Genomic DNA, 22,238 nt, shown 5'->3' with positions numbered 1-22,238 from the left:
TTATCTCCAGATTTTTCTTACTTTTTGCTATCAATATCGATGTACATCCACTCTGAAGACAGAATCGGATGGTTTTTATAACCAATGACCCGGGGTTGCGACAAGACATTACGATAGGTGCTATATAGCATCAGTACCGGCATATTCACTTCCAGAATCCGGGACATTTTGCGATAGATTGCATCACGTTCAGGACTGGCTGGCATACTTTGGGTTTGCTCATACAGGCGGTCAAATTCAGGATGTTTGAAGCAGGCATTGTTGGTGACATTGACATTTTTGCCATAAAAAAGCTGCATAAAATTGTCGGCATCCGGATAGTCTGCAATCCATGCCGAGCTTTTAAACATGGTCTTACACTGTTTTTCCAGCTTGATCGCCTCGGCAAATGGCATGGCTTTACTGACCATCTTGATCTGAATATTGTCCAGGGCTTTTTTCCAGAATTCTGCCTGTTGCTGACCACGACTGGTATTACCGACAATCAGTTCAATCTCTAAAGGCTTACCATCGGGTTGTCTGCGCCAGTCATCGGCCCCGACTTTGTATTGATAACGGTCAAGCAGCATATTGGCCGCCTTGACCGAATAGGGAATACTGCTTTTATAATCCGGTGAATAACCAACCACCCCGGGTGGTACCGGCATCTGTAACTTATTGGCATCGCCCTTGAGCAAGACACTGATCATATTGTCGGTAGAGTAAGCCATGGCCATGGCACGACGTAGCGCAATTTTTTCCTTGCTGAACCCACCAACCACAGGATTCTGCATATTCCAGTAATGGTAGCCAATCAGCGGATCGGTAATCCTAGATAACTGAACCCCTTTTTGTTTTAAGGAAGGTTTGAGTAGCCCATTTTCAAGCGCCTGAACCACCATGTCGCCGTCGATTTCAGTCATGTCCAGTTCATTTTTATTAAAGGCCAACCAGCGTGACTGGGCTTCTTCAATGACCCGGATATCAATCGTACCAATTTGCGGCATTTTTTTGCCTTGCAATGCATCCACAATAGGCTGGTCTTCGCTGCTACTGGCTTTAAAATTCCAGACAAAACTCCGGTAGTTCGGACTGGCTTTTAAAATAATGCGTGAACCCGGAGTCCAGCGTGACAATAAATAAGGGCCTGTACCGACTGGTTTGTCCATCGCAAAGCCTGCTTTATTACGGTACTTTTCAATAACTTCACGGGCAACTGCAGCTGCTGGGCCATGTGCCAGTAACATCGGAAAGTTTTGATCCGGTTGGGTCAGTTTCAGAATCAGGGTATAACGGTCTGGCGTTTGAATGCCTTCAAAGGGGTTTTCATAGACTTTGCCATTCTTTTTGCCTAAGGCGACCCATGCTTCCAGCCCTTTAATCCGGCCATCCAGCAACCAGCTATTTGGTGAATGCAAGTTGGGATCGATCAGACGTTTTAATGAATAGGCATAATCATAAGCCGTCAGTTCACGTTTCTGACCTTTAAAAACGGGATCATCGGCGAAGTAAATGCCTTTTTTGATTTTGATGGTATAAGTGAGACCATCTGCACTGACTTCTGGCATGGCAACCGCGGTATTAGGAATCAGCTTGGCTGGGGTTGCCAGATAGTCATAGCTAAACAGGTTTTCAAAAATCGCGCTATTAACCCGGGCTGAATAGGCATCGTGCGTTGCGGCGGGATCAAATCCGGTTTCTGCCACCGGAAAAACATCCCGAATCACCTTGTTAGGATCTGCAGGATTAACGGCCCATGTGGGTGCAACCCCTGCCATCATCAAACTGGCAACTAAAACCCCACTTGCCAGTTTTTTTAAAGTATTTGAATTTACGTTCATACTGGTTCTTAATCTTCTCAAGTTATTTTTTAACAGGTTCAATATCCAGATATTGCCAAACAGAATTCATGATTGGGTGTGCTTTAAAGCCTTTGACCTGAGGATGGATCAGCCAGTTACGCACCCGGGTATTGTGTAAAATCCAGGGATTATCGGCTTCGATTTGCCGGTTCATTTTTTCATAATAGGGCGTACGCTGATCTGGTGGCAGTTTCATAGCAGCCTGATACAGGGCATCATAGGCTTTTGAGGTATAGCAGCTCAGGTTGCCCTGCTGTGCATTTGGGCCATATAAGAGTTGAGCAAAATTTTCACCCTCCGGATAATCTGCAATCCAGGCACCGCCCCACAGCATATGTTTACATTGCGTGGCTTCTTTCAGGTTGTCGGCGAAATTGCTGATTTTAAATTCAATACGTAGACCAACTGCATCCAGATTTTTTTTCCATAATTCCGCTGCAATCACTGAAGAGCTGGAACTGGTCGAGTTCATTTTCAGTGTCAAAGGTGTGCCATCAGGCAAAGTCCGATAGCCATCTGCACCTTTTTTATAACCGAAACGGTCGAGCAGCTTGTTGGCCAAGAGCGGATTATAGGCAATACTATTTTTATAAGCTGGATTATGCCCATTCACGCCTTCGGGAATGGTCATTTCAGCTTTATCTGCATGTCCCTTATACAGCTGTTTAATGGCTTCATTCTGGTTATAAGACAAGGCGATTGCCCGACGCAGAGCGATTTTTTCTAGTGAATTTCCACCGACCACAGGATCGCGCATATTCATGATGGTATAAGTGATTTCTGCGTCTTTATTTGGATAATGTAAAATGCCTTTTTGCTTGTATTCGTTTTTGAGCTGTTTATTGACCAGGGCCTGTTCGGCACCGCTTGCAGTGAGCCGGTCATAATCCAGTTGACCCGATTTCAGCGCCAGCCAGCGCGATTGTTCTTCTTCAATAATACTGACCTTGACCATCCCAATTTGCGGCATTTTTTTGCCGCTCATTTCTTTCACCAGACGTTGATCCCAGGCCGTATTTTCACCCTTAAAATTCCAGCTAAATCCCCGGTAATCTGGATTGGCCTTTAACTCAATCCGGCTACGCGGCACATATTTATGCAATTGATAGGGCCCTGTCCCGACTGGATGCTGACCTGCACGCGCGCCATAATGCTCAATGACTTCTCTAGCGGTACCGCTAAAAGTGACATAGGCCATGATATAAGGGAAATTAAAGTCGGAACGCGTGAGCGTGATTTGCAAGGTATATTGATCAAGTGCCTTTAGTCCTGCAATTGGCGCATCGTAATTAAATTGACCAGAACTTTTGGCTTGCTGAATGGCAGCATCTGCACCGAGAATTTTGCCCTCAATAAACGAAAAGGTCGGCGAATGATTTTTAGGATCCATCACCCGCTTCATGGAGTAAATATAGTCCTCGACAACCAGTTCACGTTTTTTGCCCTTAAATGCCGGATCAGCACTAAAGTAAATTCCAGGCTTAATCTTGAAGGTATAGACTTTGCCCTCCTGCTCGATCTTGGGTAAGGCTTCCGCAGTGTTCGGGGTTAAAGTGGCGGGTCGTGCCAGATAGTCGTAGCGTAATAAGGGTTCAAAAATCGCTTCGGCAATACTGCCACTATAAAAATTATAGGTCTTGACCATATCAAAACCGTCATCAGGCGCTTCAAATGCAATATTTAAAACTTTATCTGACTGCGCAGGCGATTTTGCCAAGACCGCCTCCCCCGATCCGATGGTCAGTGCTAAAACGGTCATCTTTAACATTGCTGATTTCAAAGTCATACCTATTTTTATCTTAATGTTTTATTGATCTAGGAAGTTCTTAACCTAACGCCCTATATTTGTTGCAATTTATGAATCAAAGCTGAATAGAGAAATTAAATTGGACAAAGCAAATCTCATATCTTCAAAAACAACTATTTTTTCAACTTCTACCGAGAAAATTTATTTTTATGCACTTGCCCTTATTCTGCCTAACCAAATATTTTTAATGAACCTTTTATGTCATTTTTATCTTTAAAACGCCGATTCGTCTTCTCTTCACACAAAGATAAATAAGCTTTTTTTTAGAGAATTCACATGGCCTTGATCTTAGAACCCAGAAATTCATAATAACCAACTGCTCACTAAATGTCTCTTTATGCAATCATCCTATTCTTTGTGCAATGTTTATCAACCCCACATTGTCCCAACTGAAACCAGAATAGTATTGCCCTCAATTTTTATCCCATAAAAAAACCCAGCATATGCTGGGTTTTTTCTCAATCCGATTTTACATCTGTGATTGAATATAATTTTGCAAGCCAATCAGTTCAATTAAACGCAACTGTTTTTCTAACCAGTAGGTATGGTCTTCTTCAGTATCTGACATTTGCTGGCGCAGCATATCACGGGTGATATAGTCACCTTTTTCTTCGCACAGCTTGATGCCTTGTGCCAGTTTTTCCCGCACATGGTATTCAAGTTTCAGATCGGCTTTCAGGCAGCTCACGACATCTTCACCAATCTCAACGTCATCGCGTTGCATGTTCGGTGTACCTTCAAGGAACAATACACGGCGGATAATCGCATCCGCATGCTGGGCTTCTTCCTGCATTTCGTGGTCGATACGTTCAAAGATTTTGGTTAAACCCCAATCTTCATACATCCGAGAGTGAATCAAGTATTGGTCACGAGCAGCCAGTTCGCCACCGATCAACATATTTAAATAATCTACGACTTCTGGATTACCGCGCATTTGAATTACTCCCTACCTTTATGCTGCTATTATGGAGAAAAGCATTCAGATTTGCAAAGCTTAACTATGTTAAATATTTGATTTTTATATAATTAAAATGAGAAGTACTTGCATTTACACTTCGTTCTGAATCAAATCCCATTTATAAAACAATACTTTGCATTTTTACGGCGCTCGGCTCTACAGCTAAATACACCAAAGAATGTTCAGGTTAAAATTTGTAAATATTCATGAAGATCAGTCAGATTAATAGTTTTTGTATAAACATCACCGTATTGGCGTACTTAATGCATAAATTTCGCTTATGATGCAGACAAATTTAAAACAACAATGGTTTAACTATGACACATCTATACACTACAGCGCCGGTTCTAGTTACCGGTGCATCGGGTTATATTGCCAGCTGGGTCATCCAGAAATTACTCACGCAAGGCTATAGCGTACATGCCACGGTACGCGATCTGAATAAAATTCAAAGCTTTACTCACCTAGAAAAAATTGCGGAAAATAGCCCAGGTACCCTCAAATTATTTCAGGCCAATCTATTAAGTCCAGGCTCTTTTGATACAGCCATGCAAGGTTGTGAAATTGTGTTTCATATGGCCTCGCCTTTTGTAGTGACCAATTATAAAGATGCGGTCAAAGACATTATTGAACCTGCGGTTTTAGGCACTGAAAATGTATTGAATAGTGTCAATCAGACAGAATCCGTAAAACGCGTGATCGTCACGTCGAGTATTGCTTCCACTTATGGCGATGCGGTTGATATTCTGCAAACTGAAAATAACAGTTTTGATGAATCACACTGGAATAGCACCAGTTCGGCCACACATCAGCCTTATCCTTATTCCAAAGTCATGGCAGAGCGCAAAGCCTGGGAGATGGCAGAAGCACAGGATCGCTGGAAGCTGGTCTGTATTAATCCAGCGCTGGTCTTTGGTCAATCCTTAACCCCCAACACCCAGTCTGGCAGTGTCGAGGTCTTGCAGCAATTCGCCAATGGCATGACGCTACTCGGTGTTCCACCCATGTGGAATGGTGTGGTCGATGTGCAGGATGTCGCTGAAGCACATCTCCGTGCTGCATTTAAACCGGAAGCACATGGGCGTTATATTATTTGTAGTGAAAGCCTGAGCCTGCTGGAAATGGGTCAGATTTTACGAGAAAATTTTGGCAATAAGTTCCCCTTCCCGCGCAATCAGTTGCCAAAAGCGGCCTTTAAACTGTTTGGGCCATTGGCAGGCTTTAGCTCTAAGTTTGTGGAACTGAATATGGGTTATCCAATTTTCTTTAATGCCCAGAAAAGTAAAGATGAGCTCGGCATTGAGTATCGTCCGGTACAAGAAAGTCTGGTCGAACATTTCCAGCAATTACTCGATGATGGCGTAGTCAAAAAATATATTCCTTAATCGTACTAGCTCAAACCTGATCTGACAGTTACCGATTTTTTTTATTGTATCTGTCAGATTAAATTTGAGCGACTACACCGACTTATGCGCCCACAAGCTCACTATTCCTGCCTAAAAACAAGCTAAGCAGAAGTCCAACGCGCATTTTTCCACGCTTGCTGTTGCTTTGCATCTAGGAAAGTCCAAGCCACAAAACGACTCTCTTTTTGCCCCTGCGTCATTTTAATGGTTTTTAAATCCACTGCACCGCACTTACGCAAGGTATTTAACAGCATAGGCAATGTGGTTTTCTTAGAAACCAGTGTACTAAACCAAAGACATTGCTCAGCAAACTGTGTGCTCTCTTGTACCATCTGGCAAACAAAGCGTTCTTCTCCACCGTCACACCACAGCTCGTTCTTTTGTCCGCCAAAGTTTAACACCACTTTAGACCGATCAACCGGTTTGCCAAGTTTGCGTAATTTTTGCGTTGCTGTGGCATTTGCTTCATCTTGCGAAGCATGAAATGGTGGGTTACACAGGGTCAAATCAAAACGATCTGAAGGTTTAATCACGCCTTTGAAAATATTGCTCGGTGTCTTTTGCAATCGAATCTGAATCCCCTTTTTGAGATTTGGATTTGCCTCCACAATAAATTGAGCACTTTTAACCGATGCAGGATGAATGTCTGAGCCAACAAATTTCCAACCATAACTACGATGACCAATAATCGGATAAATACAGTTCGCGCCCACCCCAATATCTAATACGTGAACGGCGTGTCCTATTGGAATCTGACCTTTATTGCTATCACTCAACAAGTCCGCCAAATAGTGAATATAGTCGGCTCTACCCGGAATAGGTGGACAAAGATAATCTTGAGGAATATCCCAATATTGAATACTATAAAAATGCTTGAGCAATGCTTTATTGAGCATTTTCACAGCTTGAGGATCAGAAAAGTTGACTGAAAGATCGTTATATTGATTCGGGCTGACAAAAGGCGCAAGTTCCGGACAACTCTTGATTAACTGAGGAAAATCGTAACGACTGCGATGCAGATTTCGTGCATGTAATTGCGATTTTTGTTGCAGAAAAGATTTCTTTGCTTGAGCCATGTGTATGTCAATCATCAACGGGAGAACAGAATCAATAAGGCAGGATCTATACCTGCGAATGAATCGATATTGTACGTGAATTCAACTCACATTGCCGAACCCGTCCTTGTATTTGTCTATCCTCCCCCCTCTCATTCACCTATAGTTTTGAACTAGCAATAAAAAAGACACCTCAAGACTCATCATCCTTAGTGTCTTTTTTATTTAAGTCATTGTTTAGAACTGATTAGTCTTCGATTTGCCCATGCTCTTTCATCAGGGCAATGAACTGTTCCTCATTGATGACCGTTACACCCAGCTTTTCTGCCTTGTCCAGTTTGGAACCGGCTTTTTCACCCGCCACCACACATTTGGTTTTGCTCGATACACTGCCGCTGACTCGCGCGCCTAATGCTTGAAGCAACTGAGTCGCTTCATCACGCCCCATACTGCTTAAGGTTCCGGTCACGACCCAACTTTCGCCATTGAGTGGCTGACGGGTCGGTGCAACTGGCGCATCCCAGTGAATGCCTGCTGCCAGTAAACGATCCAGAACTTCCAGATTATGCGGCGCCTGAAAGAAATCAATAATCCATTCTGCGGTAATATCCCCTACATCTGGCGTTTTTTTGAGTGCTTCGATATCCGCGATACGTAATGCATCCAAGGTCTGGAAATTATTGGCCAGCATGCGCGCTGTAGTTTCACCCACGCCACGAATACCGAGTGCATAAATAAAAGCGGCCAGTGTGGTTTTCTTACTGTTCTCAATAGAATCTATTAAATTCTGAACAGATTTTTCACCCATTTTTTCAATCTGTAGCAGCTGCTCACGATGTTCATGCAGGTGATAAATATCCGAGACATCTTTCAGCAGATTTAGATGCAGCAAAGATTCTGCCCAGCGATCCCCCAGACCCTCAATATCCATGGCTTTACGTGAAACAAAGTGACGAATCGCCTCAATACGCTGCGCTGCACAATACAGCCCACCCGAACAACGCGCCAAGGCTTCACCTTCCGGCATCACCACCGGTGAATCACAGACTGGACATTGCTCAGGTAAATGCACTTCAACGGCATCCACCGGGCGGAATTCCGGCCAGACTTTTTCCACTTTAGGAATTACATCGCCACTTCGGTAAACACTGACGGTATCGCCAATCCGTACATCGAGACGGTGAATTTCACCAATATTATGCAAGGTCACATTAGAAACAGTCACGCCGCCGACCGCGACCGGATTCAAACGTGCTACCGGCGTCAGAGTTCCGGTACGACCCACCTGCCAGTTAATATTTTCAACCGTGGTCAAGGCTGCAACTGCCGGAAATTTATAGGCGGTGGCCCAACGCGGCTCCCGGCTCAGAAAACCGAGTTGCTGCTGCTGTTTCAGGTCATTGACTTTAATCACCATGCCATCGATTTCTACACTGAGACTGGCACGTTCCTCAATGATCTGTTCATAGACTTTTTGCACGTCCTGAATACTGTCACAAATAAAGTGGCGCTCACCTACAGCAAAACCAAACTGACTCAGCCATTCCAGACTGTCCGACATGCTGCGTTGACCATGATACGGTACACACTGCGCAACTCCATAAGCATAAAAAGCCAGTGGCCGTGATGCGGCAATATTCGGATCGAGCTGGCGCAAACTTCCTGCCGCGGCATTACGCGGATTGGCAAAGGTCTTTTCACCTTTTGCTGCATTGGCGGCATTCAGTTTTTCAAAGCCCGATTTCGGCATCAATACTTCGCCGCGTACTTCCAGCAAATCGGGAACAACGCCATTTACTGCTGATAACAGCTTCGGTAGGTTGCGAATGGTTCTGACATTCTGGGTAATATCTTCACCGGTTTCCCCGTCGCCGCGAGTCACACCACGGGTCAATACGCCATGCTCATACCACAGGGAAATAGCCAGACCGTCAAATTTCAGTTCTACATCATATTCGATTTTTTGATTCGGCAAACGCTCTTCAATACGGCGAGCAAAAGCAAAAAGATCGTCCTGATTAAAGACATTGCCCAAGGACAGCATCGGAACGGCGTGAGTAATGCTCACAAATTTTGCAAGTGCCTGCCCGCCGACTTTATCGGTTGGGCTATCCGGCTGGATCAGATCGGGATATTGTTGTTCTAAAGCTTTGAGCTGATGAAAGAGCTGATCATATTCACTGTCTTCAATGCTCGGTTGATCCATCACATAATAAGCATGATTATGCTTGGCAAGCAGTTGAATCAGTTGACGCATTTGCGCAATGACAGTGGCATCTTGGGTCATAATTTCACCATAAAAAAGGGCGGAAAATCCGCCCTGTAGAATATTCAGCTTTTGGCTATTATAAAAATTGCAGTCCACAGATTCAACTTGCAGATCGAACAAAACCGCTTAAACTTCTGTAGGTTGACCCGCGCGATAATCAATCGCCTGATGGCGCCAGAATTCACGTAATTGTGGTGTAAATTCCTGCTGGTTCTGATCGTAGACCAGACCATCCACTTCACGGGCAATCAGACGTGAAATACTGTCCATGGTATCAAAGGCATTTTGTACATCGCTATGCGGCAAAGCCAGGAAGAAGGCCAGACCTTTGACTTCCTGAGTCGAGAGAGTTTCCAGATCAAAACCTTCCATGCCGGTATCCGTCATTTGCAGTACCGAAAACAGCAGTTTTGAATCATCTTCACTATAGCGGTGGAAACAGGCCAGTTCGCCATAACGCAGACCATATTTCAACAAGACTTTCAGGGTTTTATCACCTGAAAGTACCCGGCCTTGCGGATAGATATGCAATGAAATAATCGTTTCAGCATTGGATAAGGCACTTTCTTCATCCACTATTTTCTGTTCATGCAGATGAGCATCCAGAATACTGCTTTCATCATTAAATTCAGAAATTTCCGCTTTTTCAATACTGCTGTTCAGACTGAATTCAACAGCGGTATCTTTATCTTCCGTCTGGTTATTTTCCGCTTCTACTTCGGCCGGCTTTTGCTCCACTGATGTTTCGGCTGCTTCTGTGCTTGCAGAACTTGCCACGACTTCAGCTTCGGTCACTGGACTCGGCTCGACCGCTGCAGCTGTCTCAAGCACTGCTGGCTCAGCCAAGATCGGTTCAGGCTTGCGAAATGCTGAGGGCTTTTCAGGGGCCGGTTCTTCTACACGCAGGCTTGGCTCTACACGCTGTGCCGGATCTGTGTTCTGCTTTGCCAGTTGCGATCGTACATGCCGAGGAATGACAGGGGTCTGGCTATCCGGATCGATATGCAGGTTGGCATCCAGTGACGGTACAGCCTCTACAGGTTTTTTGAACAGCATTCTGATGCCGAACAGCATGATGACAATTGCTATCACAATCCCGATAATGGTGGTGATTTCCATATTATACCTCCGCAGCTAAGCCGTATTCTTTTGCCTGTTCCAAATTTACTGTCACTAATTTTGAGGTTCCCGGTTCAGGCATGGTTACACCTAGAAGATCAGTCGCCATCATCATTGCAAGTTTGTTATGGGTAATATAAATAAATTGCACGTGTTCAGAAAGCTCTTTGACTAAATTACAAAAACGTCCCACATTGGCATCATCTAGCGGTGCATCGACTTCATCGAGTACACAAAAAGGTGCCGGATTTAAGCGAAAAATCGCGAATACCAGTGCCAATGCAGTTAAAGCCTTCTCCCCACCGGAGAGTAATGCCAAGGAGCTATTACGTTTACCCGGTGGTCGGGCCATCAGTTTTACACCCGATTGCCATCCATCTTCAAGACTTAAACTCGCCTCGCCCCCTTCAAATACTTTCGGGAACAGGTTTTGCAGTTCGGCATTGACTTGATCAAAAGTGTGCATAAACAGTTTGCGGGTTTCCTGATCAATACTTTTCATCGCAGCTTGTAGCTGTTCCACAGTATTTTCCAGATCCTGCATCTGGTGGCTCAGTTCCTCATAGCGTTTCGAGACTTCTTCATATTCTTCAGAAGCCGCCAGATTCACTGCACCAAGTTTATCAAACTGCGCCTGAGCTTTTTCCAGTTTCGCCTGATGGGTTTTGACATCAATAGTTAAACCGCTGATGACTTCATGATTCAGTTCTTTTAATTGTTCTGAATAATGCTGCAAATCAGATTTGGCTGCCTGCCAGGCCAGACGTTTGGCTTCCAGTGCTGTACGCAGTTTTTCATCCTGCTGCTGGAAACTGTGACGCTGTTCAGTTAATTGCTGCTGTTTGCTCTGCACCTGATTTAATTCGATCTGCCAGTCGGCCCAGGTTTTTTGCAGCTTTTCAGTGATCTGCGCCTGTTCATTAAACTGGCTCTGTAAAGCAGGCAATTCTAGCTGTACCGGATCGACAAATTTCTTGGCTTGCTCGATTTGTAGATTAATTTGTTGATACTGTTCTATTAAAAATACCTGATCTTTTTCCAGCAATTCAATCTGCTGCTGACTCTGTACGCTTTGACGGCGCAGCAGTTCCAGTTCCTGCTGCGCTTGCTGGCTAAGCTGCTGCGAGTCATCTAACTGAGTGCTCAATGCTTCCAGCTGGAATTGCAGGGTTTTATAATTTGGTAGCGCTTGTTCCAGCTTAATATTCAGAGCATGCAGATCAATTTCCAGATCGTCTTTCTGCATGGCATCTTCTTCTAGCTGCTCATCGAGTTGTTGCAGCTGATGCTGTAATTGCTGCTTATGTAATGCGAAAGCCTGAGCACTACTTTGAACTTTGGCAATATTGACATCGAGTTGTTGCAGTTGCTTTTGTGTGTGCTTGTACTGCTCACTGATCGTTTGAATCTGGGTTTTTAACTCCTTCATCCGAAGATTCAGTTCAGGCAGTTGCTCTTCAGCCTGACTAAGTTGGGTATTCAGTGCTGATAACTGAAGCTCGATTTCCTCCAGACGGATACGATGACTCAATGCGCCCTGAGCGGCTTGGCTCGATTCATCATAATCCAGCGCAATCACCCAATCAGGCCCAACCTGATAGCCATCCAGACTGAGTAGGGTCTGACCTTGCAAAAGCCCAGTTTGAAGTTTCAAGGCTTGCGCTAATGAATCTACAACTGCAACCTGCTGCCACAGTGAATACTGTGGAGATTCAATCCAGTCGGCCAGACACACCGTATTGGCAATCTGAATTTCATCTTGCACAGTATATGGCTTTAACTGACGCGCCCGATCTTCAAGAAAGTTTTCACCCTCTGCCAGAATCTGGGCAGACAGCCATTTTGCCAGAAACTTTTCGATCAACTTTGCATGGTCTTTGCCTGCATCGTTGAGCTTAAGTACATGCATTAGCTGTAGTGCATCGGCCTTGGCATGTGGATTGGCTTTGGTCAGCAATTGACTGAGGTTGTTCTGTTCTGAATGCAGCACCTGAATTTCAGATTTTAACTGCATCAAGCACTGCTGCTGTTCTGCCTGCTCGGTCTGAACTTGAGCCAATTGATCTTGCAATACAGTGCGTTGCGCTTCACATGTGAATAGCTGCTGTTCGATCTCAGTCTTGTCTTGTTGATATTGCTCTAGCTCATCTTGTTGCGCTTGATGCTGAATCTGTATGCTCTGTTGCTGTACGGTCTGTTTTTGCTGTTCAATCCGCTCAATATTCTTGGCCAGTTGTTCACTTTGAGCCAACATTTGTAATTTACGCTGCTGCTGCTGTTCGACCTGAGTTTTGATTTGGGCAAATTGTGCCGCGACTGTTGTATGTTGTGATTTGAGATCAGCCAGATTTTGGCTCTGCGCCTGATTCTGGCCATCTTGCTGCTGCAATTGTGCTTGCTGATCTTCAGCTTGTTGCTGCAAGGTATCGAGTTGCAGTTCAATCAATTGCAAACGCTCTTTGGTCTGAGCTTTTTGCTGTTCCAGCTTGACCAGACTGGTGGAATTTTGCTCGAGCAAAGACTGTTTTTGCTGCAAGGTCATTTCCAGTTCGGCCAGTTTTTTCTCGGCCTGTTGCCATTCACTTTGCAAAGGTGTCGATTGCTGAATCAGACGCTGAAACAGTTCACTGGTACGACCTAAATCATGTTCAACCGTAGTCAGCTCGGAACGCACCAGCTTAAAATTATCTCCGAGAGTATTCATCTCCACGGTATATTCTTCTTGCAAGCGCTGGCTTTGTTCACACTGGAAAGACAGGATTTCAATCTTGATGCTGCAAATCTGTGCTTCCAGTTGCTTATATTGAATCGCGCTTTCAGCCTGACGTTTCAGGGTTTTTAACTGAGATTTCAGTTCAGAGGCAATATCTTCCAGACGCGACAGGTTTTGCGTGGTGTGATCCAGATGCAGCATGGTTTCACGGCGCCGTGCCTGATAACGCGAAACCCCGGCAGCTTCTTCAATATAGACCCGCATTTCATCCGGTTTGGCATCGACCAGACGGTTAATCATGCCCTGTTCAATAATCGCGTAAGAACGTGGCCCCAGACCGGTGCCCAGAAAAATATCGGTAATGTCACGACGCCGGCATTTACTGCCATTCAAGAAATATTCAGACTTGCCATCGCGGTTGACCTGACGGCGGACTGCCAGTTCATTATAGGCATTATAAGCGCCGCCCAGTTTGCCATAGGTATTGTCAAAGCGCAGTTCCACACTGGCCATGCCCACCGGTTTACGCTTGGCAGTTCCGGTAAAAATCACGTCCTGCATGCTGCCACCACGCAGCTGGCGCGCACTGGACTCACCCATAACCCAGCGTATGGCATCAATGACGTTAGATTTACCACACCCGTTCGGTCCCACGACTGCAGTACGATTATCTTTAAAATGTAAAGTGGTACTGTCGGCAAAAGATTTAAAGCCTGAAAGTTTTAAACTGCTTAAACGCATAATGTCCTGATTTAACGTCGTGAGCGTCTGGCCCACGCGAGTTCAATTTGTTTCATCCGTGTCAGAGATTCCAACACAAGGTTGCGTAAGTGTCGACAAAAATCTTCCATAAATAAAGCGGCCTGATGGGTTTTTCGTATCAGAATTGCTTCAGTGACCAGTTTAAATAAGTCGAAAGATTCCTGTAACTCGCGTCTGGAAATATTCAGGGTCAGGAAATAGCTACGCCGCAAGCAAGGTAACAGTTCCTGATAGTAGCGCATCAGATAGGGATTTCCGACCATCTCATGTTGCTGGGCCATGCCCTGAAAGATCAGATCATAAAACTTTTCTGTATGTCCTTGGCGAGTTTCTGCTTCTAATTGTTCTAATAATAGCTGAATGCGCTCGGCTTCATGACTCCGCCAGGTTTCAGCCATACGATGCACCATCTGCCCCAGCAATAAAGAGGTAATATCAAATAAGGCCCGCACCTGCAAGGCTGACATTTCCGAGACAATGGCACCGCGACGCGGATAAATTTCAATCAGCTGGGTGCGTTCCAGCAACAGCAGGGCTTCACGAACCGACCCTCGACTGACATCCAGCTCCGAGGCAATCCTGAGTTCCTGTATACGTTCGCCTTCGACCAATTCGCCGCGAATAATCTGTTCGCTAATGTGTTTGGCAATCTGCTCAGACAAACTGTGTGCTTGTTCTAATGGCATACCGTTCCTGTCTTTATTTTTATGGATACTGGTTCAGCCCGTGATTTGGGCTATGTTGCTATTAGACAGAATTTTTTCAATAATTACTGTGACATTGTCAGACAATCTTGTGTCTCTACAGCCAACTCAAGTTCACAAAAAAGGAGAATAGTGAACTATTCTCCTTAGGTGATACATCAGTTCAACCTAAAAACTTAAATCAGGCCATAAAACCTTGATAAATAAAATACAGGCCGACGGTGGTCAGTAAAGCCGCAAAACATTTTTTCAGTACCGCAGGTGAAAGTAAATGTGCCACTTTTGCACCGAGTTTGGCGGTAAAAAAACTCATCATACTGATGCCAATAAAGGCATAAATATGGATATAGCCAATCGTATTTGGTACTGTGACCTGGGCCTGTTGACCAAACCAGATAAAGCCTAGTGCGCCTGCCACGGCAATCGGCAATCCACAAGCCGCAGAGGTCGCCACGGCTTTTTGCATCACGATGCCACAGCGATTCAAAAACGGGACTGTCAGACTACCGCCACCAATCCCAAAGATCGCCGATGCCACACCAATCCCACCGCCCGCAGCGAGTTGTACCGGGGTTGAAGGCAATTTTTTATTCGGATCGACCTGAACATTGGCGCCTTTAAACATTCTAAACGCCACCCAGACTGCAAAGAACCCGATCAACAGCTGCAAGCCTTGACCAGATAAATAGTCAGCAATCCCTGCGCCCAGGAAGGAACCAATAATCAAGCCGGGTGCCAGATTACGAAATACCGACCACAACACGGCACCTCTTTGATGATGCGCCATGACCGAACTGATTGAGGTGACAATAATGGTAGCCAGAGAAGTCCCCACCGCCATGTGCATAATCACGCTGGGATCGTACTGGAGCTGGGTAAAAACAATGTACAGAATCGGCACAATAATCAAACCACCACCAACCCCAAACAGGCCAGCGGTAAATCCTGCAATTGCACCAATCAATAAATATATGATTAACTCCATAACGATATTTACCACGTTTAGATTCAAATGGATGTAGAAACTCGTGAACTGCAACAACGATTAAGCGATGCAGGCCAGCTTCCGGAAGTATTGCTCATCAAACCGATTACCACATCGACCAATGACGATGTGCGGGAATTGGCAACCAAGGGGGTACAGCAGGTTCTGGTCTGTAGCCATGTGCAGACCCAAGGCCGTGGACAGCGCCAGCGTCAGTGGATTTCACCTGAAGGGAATATCTATTTAAGCACATTGCTGCATACACAAAAACCCATCGATGGCCGTTTGGCTCTGGAAATTGCGTTAAATATCCTGCAAATGCCCAGTCTACAAGGGCTGGACTTGCAAGTAAAATGGCCGAATGACCTGTATAGCGTCAAAGGCAAATGGGGCGGCATTCTGGTAGAACCGATTTCACCTACGCAAGTGGTGGTCGGGGTCGGGATCAACCTCAGCCCAATGTCTGCTGAGGTTCCCGAGCAGCAAGTGACCTCATTGAATGAGTTGGGCCTGCATCCGGGTTCACGCATTCAGCTGATTGCAGAACTGTATCTGGCGATTCAGCAAGCCGGACAATGGTTTAGTTATGGCAGCCAGAATCTGTCTGGTCGTTTCAATCGACATGCCGCTTTTATCCAAGAGAGGGTTGAATTTACCGATCTGCAAGGGCAATATTCAGGAAAATTTCTGGGTATTCAGGATGATGGCGCTGTTAAAATCGCAACTGAAACAGGTGTCCACATCTTTTACCAAGGTCAATTACGGCTCAAAAATAATCCTTGAACAGGCATAATCCATGAAGAAACTATGGCTAGATATTGGCAATACCCGACTCAAATACTGGATTACCGAACAAGATCAGATCATTGAACATGCAGCGGAATTACATTTACAATCCCCTGCCGATTTGTTACTTGGCCTGATCCAGCACTTTAAAACGCTGGATCTGGATCAGGTCGGATTGTCTTCGGTTCAGGACAAAACCAATAATGAGCGCATTCTTAGTATATTAGATGGTCTGCATATTCCAGTGATTTTTGCTCAGGTGCAGGCCCAATATGCTGGCCTGATTTGTGGCTATGATGAACCCACACAACTGGGGATTGACCGCTGGCTACAGGTACTTGCTGTCGCGACCCAGCCTCATGAGAATTATTGTGTGATTAGTTGTGGTACAGCGCTGACCATTGACCTGATTCAAGGACAACAACATTTAGGCGGTTTTATTCTGCCAAATTTATATTTACAACGTGATGCACTGATTCAGAATACCAAAGGTATTAAAATTCCGGATGCCGCATTTTCTGAGCTCAATCCCGGACGCAATACCATCGATGCAGTACATCATGGCATTCTGCTCGGTCTGCTCAGCACCATTGAAAAAGTGCTGCATGATTTTCCGGCACAGCTGGTACTAACCGGTGGAGATGCTCCACTGTTTGCCCAACATCTTGAGCCGTATCAGCCGAGGATTGAACCTGATCTTCTGCTTAAAGGTTTGCAGCATTTTGCGGCTCATTTGCCAGATACAGTTTCATGATTTCGAGCAATTGAGGAAATTCGGTAAATCCATCACATTTGTTAAAATGTCCGGCTTTTTTAATCTCAAAAATTTGAGCATTTAAGCTGTGGGCCAGGCGCAAGGAAACCGGTGCAGGTACAAAAGGATCATTACTGGAGATCAGTATGACCGCGCGTTTATAGCTATACGGCAGGTTGTTCAGATCCAGTCGTGTCGCCTGCAGCATTTTATTCAGTTCCGACCAGGCCACCAGCGGTGTATCGAAAGCTGAAACCAGAATAACCCCGCCGATCTTGCGGTGCTGCTGGAGATAATGTTGCTGTAAAAAACTTAAAACACTGAGTCCACTCAGGCCATGGGCAACTAAAAACGTATGCTCATCCAGATGTGGAATATGCAGTTTCAGATTTTGCTGCCATTCTTCTAGATCAGGCTGAAAAGGATTGGCCAGCATAATCCGTTTTGAATCAACACCGACATTTTTGAGTTGGCGACTCAGCCACGGATACCAATGGTCATTTGAGGTGGCCTGATAATCAGGCACGATATAGACTTTGTTGATTATATTTTTCATCGTGTTTTACTTATTATAATTGAGCACAAAGTGCTTTGGCAAAAAATACTATTAAACAGTCTGAAGATGAAATTCAAGTAACTTTTTGCATCCCATCTCAGACTCAATTTGCAAATTGAACGAATCCAACAACCTGCTTAAGATTCAGCTTTAATCAGATAAGGCTCAATCACTTTCCAGAGTTCTGGCAGGTCGGTACAGCCTTCTGAATCGATAAAATGTCCCTGATGCTTGGCACTCACCACAATCGCATCCAGACTGTCTGCCTGTTCCAGGCTAAATTCAGGCTCCACCCGATCATCGCCTTCAGAATAAATCACCACACGTTCTGCCACCTGCTGTTTAAGCAGATCAAAATCGATCTCAGCAGCATCAATAAACGGATTGACTTCATCTAAACGACCCAAGCGGCCATTAAATCCTGCGATCAATACCAATTGCTGAATCTTTTGCTGTTTTAATTCTCTGGATAAGTAATGCAATACAGCCACAGTTCCCAGGCTATGCCCGATAAAAATACTGTCTTCATCAATCCCCTCAATCTGCTCACGCATTTGCTGGTCCCACACCTCCAGCTTGGGTGTGGTCGATGGGTCAAGTCGCAGTACTTTTAAGCTGACATTTTCCTGTTGGGCTTTTTCCTGAATCCATGGAAACCAGTTTTCTTCAGGGCTTGCAGTATAACCATGAACGATGATCACTTGAGCCATTTTAAATTTCTCTTTGTTTTGTGCTGATATTCCTGAGTCTGCCTGATTGGATTTTTATTTTGGGTAAGTAAATGTTGTTTTGTTTAAACCGGTTTTCTGATTGATACATAATAAAAAAGGCGCATTTCGCGCCTTTTTTAAATCAGAATCTTATTTCTTGTCATTGCCGCCGAACAGTGGACCCATGCCACCGCCGCCGCCAAACTGTTTCTGCAAACCACCGAGTGATTTCATCATTTTTGCCATACCTGACGGATTGGCAAATTTCTTCATCATCTTGGCCATTTGCGCATGTTGCTTGATCAGCTTGTTTACTTCAGCCACTTCCATACCGCAACCTGCCGCGATACGTTTTTTACGGCTTGGGTTCATCAAGTCTGGATTACGGCGCTCTTTGATGGTCATCGACTGGATAATCGCTTCCATTTTCTTGACCTGCTTTTCTGGATTGGCTTGAGCCAATGCATCCTGCAGACCGGCATTGCTCATGCCAGGAAGTTTGTCCAGGAAGCCCATCATGCCGCCCATCTTGTTCATCTGCTCAAATTGCATCAGCATGTCTTCAAAGTTGAAGCTGCCGCCTTTTTGCAATTTTTTCGCCATTTTTTCGGCTTTTTCTTTGTCGACCTTGCGCTCAAGTTCTTCGACCAAAGAAAGTACGTCACCCATACCCAAAATACGCTGTGCGATACGTTCAGGATGGAATGGCTCCAGGGCATCAAGCTTTTCGCCCATACCGAGGAATTTGATTGGCTTACCGGTAATGGCACGCACAGACAATGCCGCACCACCGCGCGCATCACCGTCCGTTTTGGTCAGGATCACACCGGTTAAAGGCAAGGCATCATTAAAGGCTTTGGCAGTATTAGCAGCATCCTGACCAGTCATGGCATCGACCACGAACAAGGTTTCAGTTGGCTTGATGGCTGCGTGAAGCTCTTTAATTTCGTCCATCATGTCATCGTCAATATGCAGACGACCTGCAGTATCGACAATCAACACATCTGCGAATTGAATCTTCGCCTGTTCAATCGCACGATTTACAATCGTAATCGGTTTTTCGTCTGCGCTAGATTCCAGGAAAATCGCACCGACTTCGCCTGCAACCGTTTGTAGTTGCTTGATCGCTGCGGGACGATAGACGTCGGCAGAAACCATTGCCACTTTTTTCTTTTGACGTTCTTGTAAAAAGCGTGCCAATTTTGCTGCAGTGGTGGTTTTACCTGCACCTTGCAGACCTGCCAGCAGGACAACGACCGGTGGTTTTGCGGCAAGGTCAAGGCTTTCATTGGCCGCGCCCATCATTTTGGTCAATTCGTCATGAACGATTTTGACAAAAGCCTGTCCAGGAGATAACTGAGTCATCACTTCCTGGCCCAATGCTTCTTCCTTAACTTTCGCGATGAATTCACGAGTTACAGGTAACGCAACATCGGCCTCAAGAAGCGCCATACGCACTTCACGTAACGTATCTTTAATATTGTCTTCGGTTAGCTGCCCTGAGCCAGTAACATTTCTTAAACTCTGCGTGAGTCGTTCTGTTAAGGTATCAAACATTGCAAAATCCGCTTAAAATAGCCATGAGCAAAAAATTGTTTCTTAAAATAGAAAATTTATGCATAGAATGCTATAGGATACTGTAGTTCGCAGCGAATTTATATAAATGAATATTCATCACCCTTAAAAAGGTTTGACATGGTTAGCCTCCCCTTGGTTTACACGATCTTAGCATTAGTCGCTTATACCGCTTCCTTCTGGTATCTGTTCATTCATTTAATGTCTAAACGTACTCCTAATCAATGGTTTGTTTCGCTAACTGCCCTGCTTGGACTGGGCTTACATGCGCTGGTTTTATATGGCGATATGCACACCCCGCTTGGCATCAATTATGATGTCTTTGCCCTGTTTTCCTTTACCTCTGGTCTAATGCTGTTACTCAGCATTATTTACAGTACTTATCGTCCAATTATTGCCCTAAATCTGATCGGAATTCCAGTAGCTGCCACAGGTTTGATCCTCGGTTTTGTCTTTACTCAGCCTGCAAAAATCATCGCACAAAACTCTTTGGGTCTGGATATTCATATTATCCTGTCTTTATCTGCTTATGCCGTATTGCTCATGGCGACCATTCAGGCCGTGATTTTGCGACTGCAGGATCGTGAACTCAAAAAGAAACAGAAACGCCGGGTCTGGGTCAGTTTATTACCTTCTTATCAGGACATGGAATCACTGCTGTTTGATATGCTGATGACCGGTTTTGTTTTACTTACCCTCGCTTTAGGCTTTGGCTTTTTTACCATCGACAATTTCTTTGCCCAGCATCTGGCACATAAAACAGCGTTCAGTATTATTTCCTGGCTGGTTTATGGTTCACTATTAATCGGACACTGGAAGTTTGGCTGGCGTGGCCAGAAAGCCGTGCGCTTTACCCTACTCGGTTTTGGTTTGCTGGCACTGGGTTTTATTGGTTCTAAATTCGTGCTGGAAATGATCTTGGGGCGATAATTCTGAGCCTTGAAATATTCAATTCATTGTTCAATGAAAAGGCTTTAGCTTGAGTATTCTTTAAAGGATTATACGCCCCGCACGCACTGATAATGGCCAGCGAATGACTCTAGGCAATTCTGGATCTTCCCATTCTGGCAATAAGGCATCTGCCAGTACATTCAGTGGATTATGTCCGAGTGCTTGAGTTGCTGCTTTCACGGCTGACCAGGTACTCATATAAACAATCAGCTGATAAAAATTCCACTCCACCTCAAGCATAAGTGGTGAAATTGAAATTTCCTGAAATGGAAATGGTAGATTTTTATATCCTTCATCTACATGGCGACCATTCAGGCCGTGATCTTGCGGCTTCAGGATCGCGAGATGAAAAAGAAGCAAAAACGCCGGGTTTGGGTCAGTTTGTTACCTTCTTATCAAGACATGGAATCACTCCTGTTTGATATGCTGATGACCGGTTTTGTTTTACTTACGCTCGCTTTGAGCTTTGGCTTTTTCACCATCGATAATTTCTTCGCCCAACATCTGACACATAAAACTGCGTTCAGTATTATTTCCTGGCTGGTTTATGATTCACTATTAATCGGACACTGGAAGTTTGGCTGGCGTGGCCAGAAAGCTGTGCGCTTTACCCTGTTCGGTTTTGGCTTGTTGGCACTGGGTTTTATTAGTTCTAAATTCGTGCTGGAAATGATTTTGGTACGTTAACATACGCTAACCTAAAGCCAACACTGCGTTTGAGTGCCGTCATCAAAATGTCATATTCAAAAATTATGGTTAAAGTGCATTAAAAATACACCAAGGATCATGATGATAAAATTACTTTCAGGTTTAGCACTACTTTGTTTATCAAGCGCAAGTTTCGCAGATTATCACTGTCACGGTAGCATTAAAGATCGCACGATTGATGATAATGTCAGTATCAGCCAAAACTGTCAGATTGATAATGCCAACATTAAAGGCAATGTCATGCTGTATCAGGGTGCTCAAGCAGTAATTTCAAATACTGCGATTGATGGCAATCTGGAATCGAAAGGACGTTTTAGCTCAGTTCTGGCGCAACATAACCGGATTGACGGCAATATCCAGCTAGAAGGCGGTCAGACGATTCAGCTCACTGCCAATCAGGTAGAGGGTGATATCCAGCTGAAAAAGAATACCCAAAAAATTACTGTAAATGACAATGTGGTTGACGGTAATTTGCAATGCGAATCCAACCGCATTCAACCAATCGGTGGCAATAACCGGGTCAATGGTGACAAAGAAGGTCAATGTCGCCGTTTATAATTTTTATAAATGAAATAAAAA

17 protein-coding genes and 2 pseudogenes are annotated in these 22,238 nt (G+C 44.7%); 6 read left to right on the top strand and 13 right to left on the bottom strand.

The genetic code is table 11. The annotated features are described in order from the left end of the window. Window positions 1-17 precede the first annotated feature (17 nt). The 3 genes from FTU87_RS05825 to bfr form a co-directional block, all read right to left on the bottom strand. A complete protein-coding gene (locus FTU87_RS05825; RefSeq protein WP_180096807.1) occupies window positions 18-1,820 on the bottom strand; it encodes an ABC transporter substrate-binding protein in 1,803 nt (600 codons plus the stop codon). Window positions 1,821-1,842: 22 nt separating this feature from the next. Next, on the bottom strand, window positions 1,843-3,600 hold the full coding sequence (locus FTU87_RS05820) for an ABC transporter substrate-binding protein (protein ID WP_180096806.1): 1,758 nt from the start codon (window positions 3,598-3,600) through the stop codon (window positions 1,843-1,845). A gap of 517 nt (window positions 3,601-4,117) precedes the next feature. Next, window positions 4,118-4,582, bottom strand: a complete 465-nt coding sequence (gene bfr, locus FTU87_RS05815; protein ID WP_005095949.1) for a bacterioferritin — start codon at window positions 4,580-4,582, stop codon at window positions 4,118-4,120. Window positions 4,583-4,923: 341 nt separating this feature from the next. Between bfr and FTU87_RS05810 the strand changes: the two genes are divergently transcribed. Next, window positions 4,924-5,991, top strand: coding sequence for an aldehyde reductase (locus tag FTU87_RS05810; protein WP_180096805.1), 1,068 nt, complete (start codon window positions 4,924-4,926; stop codon window positions 5,989-5,991). A 122-nt stretch (window positions 5,992-6,113) separates the two neighbouring features. On the opposite strand, the gene rlmF is transcribed toward FTU87_RS05810, so the two are convergent. The 6 genes from rlmF to FTU87_RS05780 form a co-directional block, all read right to left on the bottom strand. After that, window positions 6,114-7,088: a 23S rRNA (adenine(1618)-N(6))-methyltransferase RlmF gene (gene rlmF, locus FTU87_RS05805; protein ID WP_100357348.1), complete on the bottom strand. Its 975-nt coding sequence runs from the start codon at window positions 7,086-7,088 to the stop codon at window positions 6,114-6,116. A 226-nt stretch (window positions 7,089-7,314) separates the two neighbouring features. Further along, window positions 7,315-9,354 (bottom strand): NAD-dependent DNA ligase LigA, encoded by a 2,040-nt coding sequence (gene ligA / locus FTU87_RS05800; protein WP_180096804.1) that lies wholly within the window; start codon window positions 9,352-9,354, stop codon window positions 7,315-7,317. Between the two features lie 108 nt (window positions 9,355-9,462). After that, a complete protein-coding gene (locus FTU87_RS05795) occupies window positions 9,463-10,455 on the bottom strand; it encodes a cell division protein ZipA C-terminal FtsZ-binding domain-containing protein (protein ID WP_180096803.1) in 993 nt (330 codons plus the stop codon). A gap of 1 nt (window position 10,456) precedes the next feature. Continuing rightward, on the bottom strand, window positions 10,457-13,909 hold the full coding sequence (smc, locus tag FTU87_RS05790) for a chromosome segregation protein SMC (protein ID WP_180096849.1): 3,453 nt from the start codon (window positions 13,907-13,909) through the stop codon (window positions 10,457-10,459). An 11-nt stretch (window positions 13,910-13,920) separates the two neighbouring features. Next, entirely contained in the window at window positions 13,921-14,616 is a 696-nt protein-coding gene (locus tag FTU87_RS05785; protein WP_005095938.1) for a GntR family transcriptional regulator, read from the bottom strand. 199 nt (window positions 14,617-14,815) lie between these two features. Further along, window positions 14,816-15,619 carry a sulfite exporter TauE/SafE family protein gene (locus FTU87_RS05780; protein WP_005172427.1) on the bottom strand — a complete coding sequence of 268 codons (804 nt, stop codon included), beginning with the start codon at window positions 15,617-15,619 and terminating at the stop codon, window positions 14,816-14,818. Window positions 15,620-15,646: 27 nt separating this feature from the next. Between FTU87_RS05780 and FTU87_RS05775 the strand changes: the two genes are divergently transcribed. Next, window positions 15,647-16,402 carry a biotin--[acetyl-CoA-carboxylase] ligase gene (locus tag FTU87_RS05775; RefSeq protein ID WP_100355526.1) on the top strand — a complete coding sequence of 252 codons (756 nt, stop codon included), beginning with the start codon at window positions 15,647-15,649 and terminating at the stop codon, window positions 16,400-16,402. A gap of 13 nt (window positions 16,403-16,415) precedes the next feature. Further along, on the top strand, window positions 16,416-17,159 hold the full coding sequence (locus FTU87_RS05770; RefSeq protein ID WP_180096802.1) for a type III pantothenate kinase: 744 nt from the start codon (window positions 16,416-16,418) through the stop codon (window positions 17,157-17,159). On the opposite strand, the gene FTU87_RS05765 is transcribed toward FTU87_RS05770, so the two are convergent. The 3 genes from FTU87_RS05765 to ffh all read right to left on the bottom strand — a co-directional run bounded on the left by FTU87_RS05765 (window position 17,110) and on the right by ffh (window position 19,982). Continuing rightward, entirely contained in the window at window positions 17,110-17,715 is a 606-nt protein-coding gene (locus tag FTU87_RS05765; protein ID WP_180096801.1) for an alpha/beta hydrolase, read from the bottom strand. The genes FTU87_RS05770 and FTU87_RS05765 overlap by 50 nt on opposite strands. Before the next feature lie 137 nt (window positions 17,716-17,852). Next, on the bottom strand, window positions 17,853-18,425 hold the full coding sequence (locus FTU87_RS05760; protein ID WP_005095930.1) for an alpha/beta hydrolase: 573 nt from the start codon (window positions 18,423-18,425) through the stop codon (window positions 17,853-17,855). 150 nt (window positions 18,426-18,575) lie between these two features. After that, window positions 18,576-19,982: a signal recognition particle protein gene (gene ffh / locus FTU87_RS05755; RefSeq protein WP_180096800.1), complete on the bottom strand. Its 1,407-nt coding sequence runs from the start codon at window positions 19,980-19,982 to the stop codon at window positions 18,576-18,578. Between the two features lie 138 nt (window positions 19,983-20,120). Between ffh and FTU87_RS05750 the strand changes: the two genes are divergently transcribed. Continuing rightward, on the top strand, window positions 20,121-20,930 hold the full coding sequence (locus FTU87_RS05750) for an inner membrane protein YpjD (protein ID WP_159516612.1): 810 nt from the start codon (window positions 20,121-20,123) through the stop codon (window positions 20,928-20,930). Between the two features lie 60 nt (window positions 20,931-20,990). Here FTU87_RS05750 and FTU87_RS15215 read toward each other — a convergent pair. Beyond that, window positions 20,991-21,257: pseudogene (locus FTU87_RS15215) on the bottom strand (class I SAM-dependent methyltransferase); the annotation flags it as partial. On the opposite strand from FTU87_RS15215, the pseudogene FTU87_RS05740 reads away from it, so the two are divergent. Beyond that, window positions 21,246-21,638, top strand: a pseudogene (locus FTU87_RS05740) (inner membrane protein YpjD); the annotation flags it as partial. The pseudogenes FTU87_RS15215 and FTU87_RS05740 overlap by 12 nt on opposite strands. 102 nt (window positions 21,639-21,740) lie before the next feature. Then, window positions 21,741-22,217, top strand: coding sequence for a hypothetical protein (locus FTU87_RS05735; protein WP_100355532.1), 477 nt, complete (start codon window positions 21,741-21,743; stop codon window positions 22,215-22,217). The last annotated feature ends 21 nt before the right edge of the window (window positions 22,218-22,238 follow it).

The sequence above is a fragment of the Acinetobacter sp. YH12156 genome, from assembly GCF_013418235.1.
Classification (GTDB): Bacteria; Pseudomonadota; Gammaproteobacteria; order Pseudomonadales; family Moraxellaceae; genus Acinetobacter; species Acinetobacter pseudolwoffii.
This window is presented reverse-complemented; position numbering and strand designations above follow the sequence as displayed.